At 73.6% G+C, this 15,030-nt stretch carries 14 protein-coding genes and 1 tRNA gene; 7 read left to right on the top strand and 8 right to left on the bottom strand.

Translation table 11 applies throughout. The annotated features are described in order from the left end of the window. Positions 1–694 (bottom strand): ABC transporter ATP-binding protein (locus AB0G59_RS06575; RefSeq protein ID WP_360908715.1); only part of this gene is annotated, 694 nt, incomplete at its 3' end. Between the two features lie 401 nt (positions 695–1,095). Between AB0G59_RS06575 and AB0G59_RS06570 the strand changes: the two genes are divergently transcribed. Together AB0G59_RS06570 and AB0G59_RS06565 are read left to right on the top strand one after the other, a co-directional pair. After that, positions 1,096–1,178 (top strand) — tRNA-Leu (locus AB0G59_RS06570). Positions 1,179–1,406: 228 nt separating this feature from the next. Beyond that, the gene (locus AB0G59_RS06565) at positions 1,407–2,288 is read left to right on the top strand and encodes a Bax inhibitor-1/YccA family protein (protein ID WP_360908713.1); all 882 of its coding nucleotides are present in this window, start codon (positions 1,407–1,409) and stop codon (positions 2,286–2,288) included. 105 nt (positions 2,289–2,393) lie between these two features. Here the strand turns inward: AB0G59_RS06565 and AB0G59_RS06560 are convergent, their stop codons facing one another. Continuing rightward, positions 2,394–2,624 carry a DUF4287 domain-containing protein gene (locus tag AB0G59_RS06560; RefSeq protein ID WP_071965358.1) on the bottom strand — a complete coding sequence of 77 codons (231 nt, stop codon included), beginning with the start codon at positions 2,622–2,624 and terminating at the stop codon, positions 2,394–2,396. 98 nt (positions 2,625–2,722) lie between these two features. Between AB0G59_RS06560 and AB0G59_RS06555 the strand changes: the two genes are divergently transcribed. Continuing rightward, a complete protein-coding gene (locus AB0G59_RS06555; RefSeq protein ID WP_360908711.1) occupies positions 2,723–3,049 on the top strand; it encodes a hypothetical protein in 327 nt (108 codons plus the stop codon). Between the two features lie 48 nt (positions 3,050–3,097). Here the strand turns inward: AB0G59_RS06555 and AB0G59_RS06550 are convergent, their stop codons facing one another. The 3 genes from AB0G59_RS06550 to AB0G59_RS06540 form a co-directional block, all read right to left on the bottom strand. Further along, on the bottom strand, positions 3,098–3,910 hold the full coding sequence (locus AB0G59_RS06550; protein WP_360908709.1) for a hypothetical protein: 813 nt from the start codon (positions 3,908–3,910) through the stop codon (positions 3,098–3,100). A 363-nt stretch (positions 3,911–4,273) separates the two neighbouring features. Further along, positions 4,274–5,494 carry an acetyl-CoA C-acetyltransferase gene (locus AB0G59_RS06545; RefSeq protein WP_360908707.1) on the bottom strand — a complete coding sequence of 407 codons (1,221 nt, stop codon included), beginning with the start codon at positions 5,492–5,494 and terminating at the stop codon, positions 4,274–4,276. 146 nt (positions 5,495–5,640) lie between these two features. Next, complete coding sequence (locus AB0G59_RS06540) at positions 5,641–6,666, bottom strand: SGNH/GDSL hydrolase family protein (protein ID WP_360908705.1); 1,026 nt, start codon at positions 6,664–6,666, stop codon at positions 5,641–5,643. Positions 6,667–6,884: 218 nt separating this feature from the next. On the opposite strand from AB0G59_RS06540, the gene AB0G59_RS06535 reads away from it, so the two are divergent. Beyond that, positions 6,885–8,285, top strand: a complete 1,401-nt coding sequence (locus tag AB0G59_RS06535) for a cystathionine beta-synthase (protein WP_360908703.1) — start codon at positions 6,885–6,887, stop codon at positions 8,283–8,285. A 381-nt stretch (positions 8,286–8,666) separates the two neighbouring features. Here the strand turns inward: AB0G59_RS06535 and AB0G59_RS06530 are convergent, their stop codons facing one another. Next, positions 8,667–9,098: a hypothetical protein gene (locus AB0G59_RS06530; RefSeq protein WP_360908701.1), complete on the bottom strand. Its 432-nt coding sequence runs from the start codon at positions 9,096–9,098 to the stop codon at positions 8,667–8,669. A gap of 109 nt (positions 9,099–9,207) precedes the next feature. Between AB0G59_RS06530 and AB0G59_RS06525 the strand changes: the two genes are divergently transcribed. Both AB0G59_RS06525 and AB0G59_RS06520 read left to right on the top strand, forming a co-directional pair. After that, on the top strand, positions 9,208–10,569 hold the full coding sequence (locus AB0G59_RS06525; protein WP_360908699.1) for an acyl-CoA synthetase: 1,362 nt from the start codon (positions 9,208–9,210) through the stop codon (positions 10,567–10,569). 85 nt (positions 10,570–10,654) lie between these two features. Then, positions 10,655–11,506: a MurR/RpiR family transcriptional regulator gene (locus tag AB0G59_RS06520; protein ID WP_071965335.1), complete on the top strand. Its 852-nt coding sequence runs from the start codon at positions 10,655–10,657 to the stop codon at positions 11,504–11,506. A 24-nt stretch (positions 11,507–11,530) separates the two neighbouring features. Here AB0G59_RS06520 and AB0G59_RS06515 read toward each other — a convergent pair whose 3' ends face one another. Next, positions 11,531–12,826: an esterase gene (locus AB0G59_RS06515; protein ID WP_360908698.1), complete on the bottom strand. Its 1,296-nt coding sequence runs from the start codon at positions 12,824–12,826 to the stop codon at positions 11,531–11,533. Between the two features lie 202 nt (positions 12,827–13,028). Between AB0G59_RS06515 and AB0G59_RS06510 the strand changes: the two genes are divergently transcribed. Next, positions 13,029–13,634, top strand: a complete 606-nt coding sequence (locus AB0G59_RS06510) for a hypothetical protein (protein WP_360908697.1) — start codon at positions 13,029–13,031, stop codon at positions 13,632–13,634. Here the strand turns inward: AB0G59_RS06510 and AB0G59_RS06505 are convergent. Next, positions 13,612–14,988 (bottom strand): diaminopimelate decarboxylase, encoded by a 1,377-nt coding sequence (locus tag AB0G59_RS06505; protein WP_360908695.1) that lies wholly within the window; start codon positions 14,986–14,988, stop codon positions 13,612–13,614. The genes AB0G59_RS06510 and AB0G59_RS06505 overlap by 23 nt on opposite strands. Positions 14,989–15,030 lie beyond the last annotated feature (42 nt).

The raw sequence follows: 15,030 nt of genomic DNA, 5'->3' as shown, positions 1-15,030 counted from the left end.
GTTCGGCGAGGAAGACGACGCGGTCGGCGTAGGAGGCGGCGACGGGGTCGTGGGTGACCATGACGACGGTCTGGCCGAGCTCGCGCACCGAGTTGCGCAGGAAGCCCAGCACCTCGGCGCCGGAGCGGGAGTCGAGGTTGCCGGTGGGCTCGTCGGCGAACATGATCTCGGGGCGGCCGGCCAGGGCGCGGGCGACGGCCACACGCTGCTGCTGACCGCCGGAGAGCTGGTTCGGGCGGTGCTTGAGGCGCCCGGAGAGGCCGACGGTGTCGACGACCATGTCCAGCCACTGCTTGTCGGGCTTGCGGCCGGCGATGTCCATGGGGAGCGTGATGTTCTCCAGGGCGGTGAGCGTCGGCAGCAGGTTGAAGGCCTGGAAGATGAAGCCGATCTTGTCGCGGCGCAGCCGGGTGAGCTTCTTGTCGTTCAGCCCGGTCAGCTCGACGTCGCCGATGCGGGCCGAGCCGCCGGAGACGGAGTCGAGGCCGGCCATGCAGTGCATCAGCGTCGACTTGCCGGAGCCGGAGGGGCCCATGATCGCGGTGAACTCGGCCTGCCGGAAGTCCACGGACACGGCGTCCAGGGCGACCACCTGGGTCTCGCCCTGTCCGTAGACCTTGGTGAGATCCGTGGCGCGGGCGGCCACCGCGGCGGTGCGGACGGCGGCCGGGGCGCCGAAGGGGGTGGTGGTCACAGGGGAGCACTCCTGTCGGGACGGTCGGTTCAGGTACGTACTCCATGCTCCGCTGCCCCACCCCCCGTACGGATCAGCCGTAGCTCCCGTTCCGGGACATGCTCGGGAGGTACTCCAGGGGGCCGCCGTCATCCCTGGGTAGGAGACCGGATGCTTACCGAGGGCGACGAGATTGCGACAATTCCGGTTCATGCCGGGGGCGGGGTGGTGAACGGGGGAGATCGGCCCCTGGCATGTGCCAAAGGCGTCATCCCAGCACTGATGGGCCCTCAGTTGCCAATAAAATAAGACAACCTCGGGTCATCGTTCCGCTGTTTGGGGGTCGCTCCCCGGCTAGGCTCGTCCTGCTCTCTTCGAGGGGAGGAACGCGCGCCTCCCCTGCTGTGCTGCCCGAGAGCCCCGCCCGGATGGTGGAATGCAGACACGGCGAGCTTAAACCTCGCTGGCCCTTCGGGCCGTGCCGGTTCAAGTCCGGCTCCGGGCACCTCCTTGCCGTCCACTCGCCGGCCCCGCCTCTTCGGGGGCTCTTGACACTTCCTTAGCGCTCTTCTTCTCTTTATCGTGCTTCCGCACGGAACCGACTGCCGTCGGTTCGCGTTGTCCGGTATGTGGGCAAGGGAAGAAAAGATCGTCCCGAAGCAGGAGAGCCATTCTTTTGCCTACCTATTACCCTTGACGCCAAGGCCGCGCAGCGTGGCCATGGAGGAGTGAGATGAGGAGCAGCAACCCGGTCTTCTCGCGACGGGGGTTCAGCCGCGGCGACAGCGGCTACGCGGGCTTCGGCGCGACGCCGCAGGCCGGGAGCGCGGCCCAGGGAAACCCGTACGCGCAGCCGACCAACCCGTACGCCCAGCCCACCAACCCCTACGCGACCAACCCGTACGCCCAGGGCGGTCCTGACCTTCAGCAGGGTTACCCGCAGGCGCCGGTCCAGACCGCCGGCCGGATGACGATGGACGACGTCGTCGCCCGCACCGGCATCACGCTGGGCACGGTCGTCGTGGCCGCCGGCGCGGCGTGGGCGCTCTCGCTGCCCGTGGGCCTCGGCTTCGCCGCCGGTCTGGTGGCGATGGTGCTGGGCCTGGTCCAGTCGTTCAAGGCCAAGCCCTCCCCCGCCCTGATCCTGGGCTACGCGGCCTTCGAGGGTCTCTTCCTCGGTGTGATCAGCCAGGCGTACAACAACGTCGCGCACGGCGCCCCGATGCAGGCGGTGCTGGGCACGATGGCCGTCTTCGCGGGCGTGCTCATCGCGTACCGGACCCGCATCATCCGGGTCGACCGGCGGTTCACCCGCTTCGTGATCGGCGCCGCGATCGGCTTCCTCCTGCTGATGGTGGCGAACTCCCTGTTCGCCGTCTTCGGCGGCGGTGACGGTCTGGGCTTCCGCAGCGGCGGCCTCGGCATCGCCGTCGGCGTCGTGGGCGTCCTGCTGGGTGCGGCGTTCCTGGCGCTGGACTTCAAGCAGATCGAGGACGGCGTCCGCTACGGCGCCCCCCGCGAGGAGTCCTGGCTGGCGGCCTTCGGTCTGACGCTGTCCCTCGTGTGGATCTACACGGAGATCCTCCGGATCATCGCGATCCTGAATAACGACTAGTGGATCCCTCGCGCCGTGCGAGCGCGCGGCGTGGATAAATCCACGACAGGGCCCGGGAAGGCAATGCCTTCCCGGGCCCTGTCCCGTTTTCCCGGCCCGCGCCCGCTACCGAAGCTTCCGCGCGGCCCGGCGGAGGTCGTACTCGTGGACGATCGCCTTTGCGTGGCCGTAAGCGAGATTGTGCTCTCCGCGCAGCCAGCTGACCTTCTCCTCGAAGCGGAAGAGAGAAGGTCCTTCCTCGACCGTGCGCAGCCAGTCGGCGACTTCGCGGCCGGTGCAGTGGGGGATTCGGGAGAGCAGGTTCCGGTGGGTCTCGTCGGAGAAGACGTGGGACATCGGCGCCTCCGGACGCGTCGAATGATGGTCCTTCATGTCACCGTGCCCGAGTGTTCAAGCGTTGGCAACAGTCGGTGGGCGGCGCATAGGCTCGTGGCGTGGATGACGTGACGCCTCTTCTGGCCGCTGTGGACACCTTCGCCGACCGGCTGCGGGCTTTGCCGCAGTCCCGACTCAGCCGCGGTGCGGCCGCGGAAGCGCTGGCCCTGGCCCGAGAGTTGGCCGCCTGGACCCAGCACATCGAGGAGCCGGGGGCGGCGTCGGTGCGGGAGATGCCGGAGGCGGGGATGTTCGCGGTGGCCGACCAAGTGGCGGTGGCCGGTCACGATTTGGCCGAAGCTCTCATCGCCTCGGGAGCGGTCGCGGAGGGCGTGAGCCGGGGCGTGGAGCTGGTGGAGGCGGCGGCACGGCGCTGCGGGCTGTAGGCGGGGTCCCCGCGGGCCCGGCAGGCCCGCGACGGGGCCCCGGCGGGCCTACAGCGAGGCGATGACGCGGTCCGCCAGCACGTAGACGGTCTCCGTCTCGCACTGGAACGTCAGGGCGTACGCGCCGGAGACGCCCGAGCCGCCCAGCAGGACGGGGGCCTCCCCGGCCCGCAGGGCCTGCGCGAGGCGCTCGGCGGTCTCGCGGTGGCCGGGGGTCATGCAGACCGTGGTGCCGTCCGCGAAGACGTAGACGTCGAGGGTGCCCAGCGGGCCGGGGCGGACGTCGGCCAGCGGGATGCGGGCGTCGGCCAGCTCGTCGAGGCGCTCGACGGTGCGCTCGTGGTCGGTGACGGCCGAGGCCGCGGGGGTGAAGTCCGGGTGCGAGGGGTGGCGGCGGCGCGCGGCGGCCAGCTCGGGGGAGTCCGCGGCCTCGGACTCGAAGTCGGCCAGCGGGTCGAGGCCGGCGAAGTCGGCCTGCCGGGGAAGGTGGAGCCCGCCGTACAGGCCCTCGAGGAGCGGCTCGTCGACCGGGCCGCCCAGCAGGGAGGGGGCGTCGGCGGCGGTGCCGTGCTCGCGGGCCTCCTGCGCGGCCCAGAACGCACGGGCCTCGGCCAGCTCCCGCTCGCGCTCCTCCGCGAGCGCGTCGGCGACGGCTTCGCGTATCTCCGCCAGCTCGGCGACCGGTGCGGTACGCGCGGACGGCACCGGGGTGTGCGCACGGCTGTCCGCCGTGGCGGCGGCCAGGTCGGCGCGCAGGGCCGTGATCTGGCGGCGCAGACCGCGAGTGCTGTACAGGGCGGCGGCGCCCGCGGCCGTGGCGGTGGCAGCGGCCAGCAGCAGGGCAAGAGACATGGCGCTCACTGACGTACTCCCGGTTGCTATGGATCCCCCGAATTCCTACCTCAGCTTTGCGCACGCCTCCGGGGCCCCACAGTGCAATACGTCATGAACCGGGCGGGACTTTCGGCCCAGCCGTTGCCCCTTCAACCACTCTGACCTGGGGAAACGAATCTCCCCCGGGATGTTGGTCACATCCTGGGGGAGATTCGGTCACGTTTCGGCAAGGTGGGCGGTGGTTGCTGTTGGCAGTTGCCCGGCGGTCGGGGGCCTCGTGACCCCGTCCCTCAGCTCAGCCGCTCGCTTCTTCTGCCGCGCTGAGCTTCGCCTCCGCTGCGGGCAGGTGCCGCCTTCGTTCCTCAGGCGACCCCTACCCTCCGCTTCGCCTCAGCTCAGCCGCTCGATCACCATCGCCATGCCCTGGCCGCCGCCCACGCACATCGTCTCCAGGCCGAACTGCTTGTCGTGGAACTGGAGCGAGTTGATCAGCGTGCCCGTGATGCGCGCGCCGGTCATGCCGAAGGGGTGGCCGACCGCGATGGCGCCGCCGTTGACGTTGAGCTTGTCGATGTCGATGCCCAGGTCGCGGTAGGAGGGGATGACCTGCGCGGCGAACGCCTCGTTGATCTCGACCAGGTCGATGTCGCCGATGGTCAGGCCGGCCCGCCGCAGGGCCTGGTTGCTGGCCTCCACCGGGCCGTAGCCCATGATCTCGGGGGAGAGCGCCGAGACGCCCGTCGAGACGATCCGGGCCAGCGGGGTCAGGCCCAGCTCGCGCGCCTTGGTGTCGGACATGATCACCAGGGCGGCGGCGCCGTCGTTGAGCGGGCAGCAGTTGGCGGCGGTGATCAGGCCGTCCGGGCGGAAGGCGGGCTTGAGGCCCTGGACGCCCTCCAGGGTGACGCCCGCGCGGGGGCCGTCGTCCTGGGAGACGACCGTGCCGTCGGGGAGGGTCACCGGGGTGATCTCGCGCTCCCAGAAGCCCTTGGCCAGGGCCTGCTCGGCGAGGTTCTGCGACCGTACGCCGAACTCGTCCATGTCCTGGCGGGTGACGCCCTTGAGGCGCGCCAGGTTCTCGGCGGTCTGGCCCATCGCGATGTAGGCGTCCGGCACCAGGCCGTCCTCGCGCGGGTCGTGCCAGCCCTCGCCGCCCTGCTCGGCGCGGGCGGCCGTACGGGCCTCGGCGTCGGCGAAGAGCGGGTTGTGGGTGCCGGGCATGCCGTCGGAGGAGCCGTTGACCGAACGCGAGACGCACTCGACGCCCGCCGAGATGAAGACGTCGCCCTCGCCCGCCTTGATGGCGTGCAGCGCCATCCGCGAGGTCTGCAGCGACGAGGCGCAGTAGCGGGTGATCGTGGTGGCGGGCAGGTGGTCCATGCCCATCTGCACGGCCACGATGCGGCCCAGGTTGTGGCCCTGCTCGCCGCCGGGCAGGCCGCAGCCGAGCATCAGGTCGTCGATCTCGCGCGGGTCGAGCCCGGGTACCTTGGCGAGCGCCGCCTGGATGATCGTGGCGGTGAGGTCGTCGGGCCGCAGCTCCTTCAGGGAGCCCTTGAAGGCGCGACCGATCGGGGAGCGGGCGGTTGAGACGATCACGGCTTCGGGCATCACGGCTCCAGGGCGCTGATGGGCTTACTCTCCGGACTCTCCGGGAAGTTACCCGCACGTAGCGCTCGGGTCACGCGCTCGCGGCTGTGATGCGGGCCTCTTTGCCGAGCAAGCGCTCAGTCGGCGTTCCTCCAGGCTACGTCCGGCTACGTCCGGTCCCTGGCCCGGAAGTGGTTGACCACCGCCTCCGTGTGCACGGGCAGCCGCCGGCGCTTGCGGTGCTTGAGCAGGGCCCAGCGGCCGCGCGCCGTCGGCGTGACCTCGGTGCCGCCCTCGGCGGCCGCCTCCGCCGCCGCCCGGGCCACCGGCAGGATGCCCTCGCGGCGCGCCGCGTCCGGGCGCTCCTCGTCCTCGGGCCACAGCCCCAGCGCCGCGCAGAGCGTGGGCAGCACGGCCATGGCCGCGGTGGCGTAGCCCTCGGCGGAGGGGTGGTAGTTGTCCGGGCCGAACAGCTCGCGGGGGTTCGCCGCGAATTCCGGGCCCAGCAGGTCGCCGAGCGAGACCGTGCGGCCGCCCGCCTCCAGCACCCCTATCGTCTGCGCCGCCGCCAGCTGGCGGCTCAGCCGCCGGGCCAGCCAGCGCAGCGGCTGGTAGACCGGCTCGATCGTGCCCAGGTCGGGGCAGGTGCCCACCACCACCTCGCAGCCCGCGTCCCGCAGCCTGCGCACCGCTTCCGACAGCAGGCGCACGGAGCGGGCGTAGGGCACGCGGTGGGTGACGTCATTGGCGCCGATCATGATCACGCAGACGTCAGGGGTGTGCTCCGGGTCGGACAGGATCTGGGTGACCTGCCGCTCCAGGTCGTAGGACTGCGCGCCGGACAGCGCCACCGTGCGCAGCTCCACCGGCCGCTCGGCGACCGCCGCGAGCCCGGTGGCCAGCAGGGCCCCCGGGGTCTGGCGGGGGCGGTGCACGCCCTGGCCGGCGGCCGTGGAGTCGCCCAGGACGCCCAGCCGCAGGGGTGGCCGGCCCAGCCGGTGCACGAAGGCGGAGCCGTAGCGGCCGTCCGCGTGCGGCGGGGTGTCGCCGTGGCCGCCGACCACGCGCCTGGCCAGCGCGACCTCGGTGAGCAGGAGGCCGAGCGCGGCCCCGCCCAGCAGGCCCGCACCGCCGCCTCCGTACGCCGCCGCAGCCGCGATCCGCCGTGCGACCCTCGCCCTCTGCATGGACATCGGCCGGCCTCCTCGACGCCAGGAAACTCGTTAATAAGCCGTTTTACAAATACTTCATCAAAGCTTCACGAAGCCCGCGCACCCTTGTCGGGGCGCGCTATCAGCAGGTTGCCCCGGGGACCGCCGCACGCAACGCGCCACTAGTGCAGTCGGACGCGCAATAGGCTGGGCATACGGGTACGCGACGACCGCTAGTGCCCCTGACCGCGGAGATCACCGTGCAGTATCACGATTCGATGATTGAGCTCGTCGGCAACACCCCGCTCGTCAAGCTCAACAGCGTGACCGATGGCATCCAGGCCACCGTGCTTGCCAAGGTCGAGTACTTCAACCCCGGCGGTTCCGTGAAGGACCGGATCGCTCTGCGGATGATCGAAGCCGCGGAGAAGTCGGGCGAGCTCAAGCCGGGCGGCACCATCGTCGAGCCGACCTCCGGCAACACGGGCGTGGGCCTGGCCATCGTGGCCCAGCAGAAGGGCTACAAGTGCATCTTCGTGTGCCCTGACAAGGTTTCGCAGGACAAGATCAACGTACTGCGGGCGTACGGGGCAGAGGTCGTCGTCTGCCCGACCGCCGTCGACCCCGAGCACCCGGACTCGTACTACAACGTCTCCGACCGGCTCGTGCGCGAGACGCCGAACGCCTGGAAGCCGAACCAGTACAGCAACCCCAACAACCCGCTCTCGCACTACGAGTCGACCGGTCCCGAGCTGTGGGCGCAGACGGAGGGGAAGATCACCCACTTCGTGGCGGGCTGCGGCACCGGCGGCACCATCAGCGGCACCGGCCGCTACCTCAAGGAGATCAGCGACGGCCGGGTCAAGGTCATCGGCTCCGACCCCGAGGGCTCGGTCTACAGCGGCGGTTCCGGCCGGCCGTACCTGATCGAGGGCGTCGGTGAGGACTTCTGGCCGGACTGCTACGACGGCACGGTGATCGACGAGATCATCGCGGTCTCCGACAAGGACGCCTTCCAGATGACGCGCCGCCTCGCCAAGGAGGAGGGCCTGCTCGTCGGCGGCTCCTGCGGCATGGCGGTCGTCTCCGCCCTGCGCGCGGCCGAGGGCCTCGGCCCGGACGACGTGGTCGTCGTCCTGCTGCCCGACAGCGGCCGCGGCTACCTGAGCAAGATCTTCAATGACGAGTGGATGGCGGACTACGGCTTCCTGGAGGAGCCCGGCGACGCCGCGCGCGTCGGCGACGTCCTGCGGCGCAAGGACGGCGGCCTGCCCTCGCTGGTGCACATGCACCCCGAGGAGACCGTCGGCGAGGCGATCCAGGTGCTGCGCGAGTACGGCGTCTCGCAGATGCCGATCGTCAAGCCGGGCGCCGGCCACCCCGACGTCATGGCCGCCGAGGTCATCGGCTCGGTCGTCGAACGCGACCTGCTGGACGCGCTGTTCACCCAGCGCGCCTCGCTCGAGGACCCGCTGGAGAAGCACATGAGCCGGCCGCTGCCGGTGGTCGGCGCCGGTGAGCCGGTCGCGGACCTGATGGCCGTGCTCGGCAGCGCGGACGCCGCCATCGTGATCGTCGAGGGCAAGCCCACCGGTGTGGTGAGCCGTCAGGACCTGCTGGCCTTCCTCGCCGAGGGCGGCAACGGCGGCGCGGCCAAGTAACCGCCCTTCCGGCGGCCGCCGCACGCGGGCCGGCCGCCCGTCGAAAGATGCACGCGGGCGTCACGTGCGCGCAGCATCCGCTTAACACGGGCCCGGCATAGTGAGGGTTGCCGGTGCGGGGGACACCTCCGGGCCGGCATCCCGAGTGCGGCGGCAGGAAAATCCGGAGCGGCTCCCGGACTTCCACGGCCGTCCGGACGCGGCACCGGCACCCGGCACCCCCGGGGCCGGCCGGGTCCGTCGCGGGGACCGCCGCCGTCCCGACCCCGGCTCCGGCCGGGGTGCGGCGGCCCCCGCCGAACTCCCCGCCCGCGCGAGGGGCGTCGGTCCTTCGCCCCCTCCCGCGGGCGGCGCAGTCCCCGCGGCACGCAGGACGCCGGGCTAGTCCCGCTCCCCGCCCCGCCGGCGGGCATCCGCCCCCCACGGCAGCCCTCCCGCGGCATGGACGGCGTTCACGCCCACGATCCCCGCCCAGGTCACCAGCAGGCCCGGCAGGTGGGCGTTGACGGCTCCGATCGCCGACAGCGGGACGGCGAGCACCAGCGACACCGCGGCGAAGCCGAAGCGTTCGCCGAAGCTCCCCGTGCCCGCTCCGCCTTCCCGCCCGCCGCCGCGGGCCGTCTCCATCCGGCGCTCGGCCAGATGCCGGCGCACCTGCCGGTCCGCCGAGGCGTCCAGCTTCTGCTCGATGCGGTGCTCCACCTTCTCCAGGAAGGAGTCGATGAGCTCCGACTCGTACTCCGCGCCCAGCTCCTTGCGGGCCTGCACGGTCGCGTCGAGGTCCTTCTTCAGGTCAAGGTCCCGGGCCATCATGCCTTCGACGGTACGGTCGCCGAGGGCCCCGCGTCGGTGGGGCCAGCACCCGTATCCGCAGAGGGGGTGCCCCCCGTTCGCCGGGGGCACCCGTGGAAGGAGCACCTCCATGTCCGTACCCCTGCTGTCCGCCCTCGCCGCGCCGGACGCGGCCGACCGGCCGGACGCGCTGACCGTCGCCGGGCGGTCCTGCTCGCGGGAGGAACTCCTGGGCGCCGCGGGGGCGGTGGCCGCGCGGATCGCGGGGGCCGCGTCCGTGGCCGTGCGGGCCGAGGCCGTGCCCGAGACCGTCGTCGCCGTGGTGGGCGCCCTGCTGGCGGGGGTGCCGGTCGTGCCGCTGCCGCCGGACGCCGGGACGGCCGAGCGCGAGCACATCCTGCGCGACTCCGGCGCCGAGCTGGTGCTGGGCGAGGACGTGCCGGTGGACCTGCGGGAGCGCGGCGCGTGGTCCGGCCCCGAACCGGACGCGAAGGCGACCGCGTTCGTGCTCTACACCTCCGGCACGACCGGGGCGCCCAAGGGCGCGCTCATCCCGCGCGGCGCCGTCGCCGCGGGCCTGGACGGGCTCGCGGAGGCCTGGCAGTGGACGGCCGAGGACACGCTCGTGCACGGGCTGCCGCTCTTCCACGTCCACGGCCTCGTCCTGGGCGTGCTGGGCGCCCTGCGCACCGGCTGCCGCCTGGTGCACACCGGCCGTCCCACCCCCGAGGCGTACGCGGCGGCCGGCGGCAGCCTCTACTTCGGGGTGCCGACCGTGTGGTCGCGCGTGGTCCGCGAGCCGTCCGCCGCCCGGGCCCTGAGCGGGGCACGGCTGCTGGTGTCGGGCAGCGCGGCGCTGCCCGCGCCCGTCTTCCGCGACCTGGAGGCGCTCACGGGACAGCGGCCCGTCGAGCGCTACGGCATGACCGAGACCCTGATCACCGTCTCCACCCGGGCCGACGGCGACCGCCGCCAGGGCTCGGTGGGCCTGCCGCTGCGCGGCGTACGGACCCGGGTGGTGGCCACCGGCGAGGAGGGCGGCATCGGGGAGCTGGAGGTGTGCGGCCCGACGCTGTTCTCCGGGTACCTGGGCCGGCCCGAGGCGACGGCGGCCTCCTTCACGGCCGACGGCTGGTTCCGCACGGGCGACATCGCCTCCCTCGACGCCGACGGCACCCACCGCATCGTGGGCCGCGCCTCCACCGACCTGATCAAGTCCGGGGGCTACCGCATCGGGGCGGGCGAGGTGGAGAACGCGCTGCTGGACCACCCGGCCGTCAGCGAGGCCGCCGTGGTCGGCGTGGCGCACGAGGACCTGGGCCAGGAGGTCGTCGCCTATGTGGTGGCCGACGGCGTCGGCGAGCGGGAGCTGATCGACTTCGTGGCCGGCCACCTCTCCGTGCACAAGCGCCCGCGGCGCATCCGCTTCCTGGAGGCGCTGCCGCGCAACGCGATGGGCAAGCCGCAGAAGAAGCTGCTGCCGCCGCTGTGAGCGCCCGGCGCGTCGCGTACGCTGCATAATTTCATGCAGGGCTCGGATCAATGAATGATCAAGGGCGAACGGTCAAGGAGGGCCGATGAGCGAGACCGGGGGCGAGCCGGAGGCCATCGCGCGGCTGCAGAAGCTCTTCGAGGGGCACCGGCTGACGCCCACTCAGCGCCGCATCGCGCACTGCATGGTGCGGCGCGCCGCCGACGCGCCCTTCCTCTCCAGCGTGGAGCTCGCCGACCTCGCCGGGGTCAGCCAGCCCTCCGTCACCCGCTTCGCGGTCGCCCTCGGCTTCGACGGCTACCCCGCGCTGCGCCGGCACCTGCGCGACGTGGTCCCCGCCGTCGAGGCGCCGGCCGACAGCTCGTACAACGAGTACCAGCAGGCCGTCCACGCCGAGATCGACAACCTCCGCCACCTCGCCTCGCTGCTCTCCGACCCCGAGCCCGTCGCCCGCGCCGGCCGGCTGCTGGCCGCCTCCCGGCCGCTGCCCGTCCTGGGCCTGCGGGCCGCCGCCGCCCAGGCGGGCGGCTTCGCCTACTTCGCGCGCAAGGTCCACCCCGACGTGCGGCTGCTCAACGAGGGCGGCACGCTGCTCGTCGACCGCGTCGACGCCGCCGTGCGGGCGGGTGCGAGCGCGCTGCTGTGCTTCGCGCTGCCGCGCCACCCGCGCGAGGTCGTCGACGCCCTGGAGTACGCCCGCGGCGTCGGGCTGACGGTCGTCACGGTCGCCGACTCCACCTTCGCCCCTGTCGCCCGCCACAGCGACCTGCTGCTGCCGGCGGCCGTCGGCACGGGCCTGGCCTTCGACACGGCGTGCGCGCCGATGCTGCTGGGCCGGGTGCTGCTGGAGGCGATGTGCGACGCGCTGCCGGACGCTCAGGCGAGGCTGGAGGAGTTCGACGTGAAGGCGGCGGCGCGGGGCCTGTTCGTGGAGTGAGCAGGCCCCGCCGCCGCGTCCGCCCTAGCGGGCGTGCCGCATCTCCGGGAAGCGCTCCGAGGGGCCGTCCAGCAGATGGTCGTCCCGGCCCCCGAGGAACCGGTCGAGGAACGACGCCACGTACGCCCGCGTCGCCGCCACCGCCCGCTGCGGATCCACACTCCCCACGTTCTTGCGGACCGTCTCCCACGGCAGCGCCTGCTGCCGGGCCAGCTGCGGCAGCAGGGGAGCCGCGTCCGTGTACGCGCCGTGCTGCGAGCCGGTCAGGGTGACGTTGCCGCGCCAGCCGCGCGAGTGCTCCCACAGGGCCTTCCAGGACGGCTGCCCCTCGTACGGGCCGGAGTCCGCCGCGTCCGTGCCCATCAGCAGGAACGGCCGGTCCACGCCGTCGCGGGGCGCCGTGCCCAGGCGGCTTCCGGTGCCGTCCGGGGCGGGGAACTCCATCGTGCCGTCCATGTTGACGGCGGCCCGGACGCGGCGGTCGTCGTGCATCGTCTGCACGGCCGCGAAGCCGCCCGCCGAGTGGCCCACCATGCCCACGCGACGCAGGTCCATGGCGTCCGCCAGGTCCTTCGGCAGGGCCGGGCGGCGCCCGGGGGCGCCGAGGACGTCCAGCACGAAGCGGGCGTCGTCGACCCGCGCCCGCATGGCCTTGCGCAGTACCGCGTCGATGTCGGTGCCGGGTTTCGCGGCGAGCTCCGGCAGAACGGACGTCGCGAGCCGGCCGCCGGACAGGGCCACCTCCGAGGAGTCGTAGGTGTGGTCGACCGTGACGACCACATAGCCGCGCGAGGCCAGGTCCTCCACGAGCGAGGTGTTCCACGTCCGGGGGTCGCCCAGGCCCGCCGAGTACAGCACGACCGGGCGCGCGGCCCCGCGGGCGGCGGGGGCGTCCACGCGCGCGTGCGTGCGCGTGCCGGCCCAGTCCGCCGCGCCGGCGGGCACGCCCTGGTTGAGGGTGCCCGCGCCGGTCGCGGAGCCGAAGTGGGCGGCCGCGCGGGGCTCCATGTGGGGCGCGGTGCGGTGGGCGGTGCCCTGCTCGCCGGGGGCCGCCGGGTACCAGAAGCCGACGCTCACCTCGCGGTGGCCGCGCCCGGGGTGCCAGGGGTCCTCGCGCGAGGCGTCGACCAGGTGCCGGGTGGTGGTGCCCACGGCGTACGGTCCGGTGGGCCCCGGCAGGGCGACGTGGGCCGCGGCGGCGCCGGGGGGCGCCCCGGCGGCGTCCGCGTGGGGGGCGAACGCGCTCAACAGGCCGGTCAGCGCCAGTGCCCCCGCCGCCACCAACGCCCGTCGGCGCAGTCCCCGTTCGTTCACCGGCATCCTCGGCTCCTCCCACCACTGTGCTGATGCGCCGACCCTAGGGACCGGCCCTGCCCGCGGGCGACATACGCGGGAGCCAACCCGCGCCTGATACCTGGGTATGACCTCCGGTGGACCGGCGACGCCCGGGCGTCTCTCAGCCGGTCCTCAGATTCGTTGGCTAGCGTGCCCGGCGCGAGCCCGAGGAACGAGGAGGTCTGCCGTGGGGCGCGGAGCGTATGCGCTGGCGCGGGTCGCCGTGGTGGTCAGAGCGCCGGCCGGTCCGCTGTGGTGGCTGGGAGTGCTGAGCGCGGGTACCGGAGCCCTGGTGCCGGGGCTGACCGGGCGCCGGATCGGCCTGCTGGCCGGGGCGGCGCTGTTCATCCTCGCCGGGGCCGCGGCCTTCGCCGCGCGGCGCGGGCGGTACGCGCGGCTGGCGCGCGGCGCCTCGCGCGCGGGCCGGTCCGTCTTCCTCCAGGACCGCGCCGTGACCGCGCGCAACTGGCGGCGCGGGCGGCGCTGGTGGCTGACGGCCGCCTTCCTCGCCGCCGTCGGCTCCTGCTTCGCGGTGCCGGCCGCGGCCGGGCTGGCCATGGCCGGCACGGCGACGGGCCTGTGGGCCAAGGCGCTGTGGCTGGGCGGCCTGGAGCGCCGCGCCGAGGCGCTGCTGTGGGTGCGCACGGACTGGGCGCAGGGCAGCCCCGCCGCCAAGGCCGTGCCCGGCTACCTCACCACGGGGCTCGCCGCGGGCGACGCCCTGCCGGGAGGCGCCCGGCGCCGGGGCGGCGCGACGCCGCCGGGCGGGGTCACGGTCGGCGCAGCGCGCTGAGGTCCGCCGCGTGGGCGCCGCCGCTCTCGGCGACGAGCTCCTCGAGGGTCTGGGGCGGTCGTACGGTCGCGAAACGCACGTCCTGTTGGTCCGCGGCAAAGCCGTAAACCCCCGGGCGGGGCAGAGTGTTGTACGCGTAGTGGTGCGAGAAGTAGTACGCGCCGGTGTCGAGCAGGGCGACGTGGTCCCCTGCCTCGATGCGGGGCAGGAGGCGGTCGACCGCGGCCAGGTCGCCCGCGAAGCAGCACGGCCCGGCGACGTCCTGCGCCACGGGGGCGGCCCGCTTGGGCCGCCCCTCGGCGTCGAACACCGCCACCCGCAGCGGCCACGACTCGGGCGCGAAGACCGTGCGCACCGCCACCTGCGCGCCCGCGTGGGTCACCGCGATCCGGCGGCCACCGGCCGACTTCGTGTACTCCACCCGGGCCAGGATCGTCCCGCTCTTGGCCAGCAGCGACCGGCCGAACTCGGTGACCAGGCCGTAGCGCCCGTCGAACAGGGCCGGGACGGTGGCGGCCAGCAGCCGCGCGTACTCGCGGTGGGTGGGCGCGACGTCGTCGGAGGCGAAGTTCACCGGCAGACCGCCACCGATGTCGACGGTGTCGATCCGGCTCCCCTCGCCGCCGGCGGCCCGGTGGGCGCGGTTGACCTCCTCGGCCAGCTCGACGACCTCCCGCACCCCTGCGGCCATCAGCTCCAGCGGGCAGCCCTGCGACCCGACGTGGGCGTGGATCCGGGTCAGCCACGGCCGCCGCAGATACGCGTCCACCAGCCATTCGCGCGCCCCCTCGTCCCGCAGGGCCACACCGAACTTCGAGGTCGCCGTGGCCGTGCTGAGGGCGCCGATGCTGCCGCCGCCGACCTGGGGGTTCACCCGCAGGCCGACCGGCGAGGCGCTGGGCACGGCGGCGAGGAGGGCGTCCAGCCGCGTCAGCTCCTCCCGGCTGTCGGCGTTGACGGTGATCCCGGCGGCGAGCGCCTCGCGCAGCTCGCCGGTGGTCTTCGCCGGCGAGTCCAGCACCGTGCGCCCGGCCGGCACGCCCGCCGCCCGGGCCAGCGCCAGCTCGCCGGGGCTCGCGACCTCGGCGCCCAGCCCTTCGGCGGCCAGCAGCCGCAGTACGGGCACCAGCGGGGTCGCCTTCACGGCGAAGGTGTGCAGGATCTCCGTCCCGCCGCCCACCTCCGCGAACGCCGCCCGCAGCGCCTTTGCCGCCGCGCTGATGCCCTGTACGTCCAGCAGTGCCACCACGGGCTGCCGGGCGCTCACCACCTGCTGCCGCACGGCGGCCCGCACGGCCGCGTCCCGCCGGGCGGCGCTCGCGGCGCCTTCCCGCGCTCGTTCGTCGAGGCCCATGTGCACTACTCCACCACTGCCCGGGGCCGGTGTCCGCCGAGA

Source organism: Streptomyces sp. NPDC021096 (assembly GCF_040641275.1).
Lineage (GTDB): Bacteria > Actinomycetota > Actinomycetes > Streptomycetales > Streptomycetaceae > Streptomyces.
This window is presented reverse-complemented; position numbering and strand designations above follow the sequence as displayed.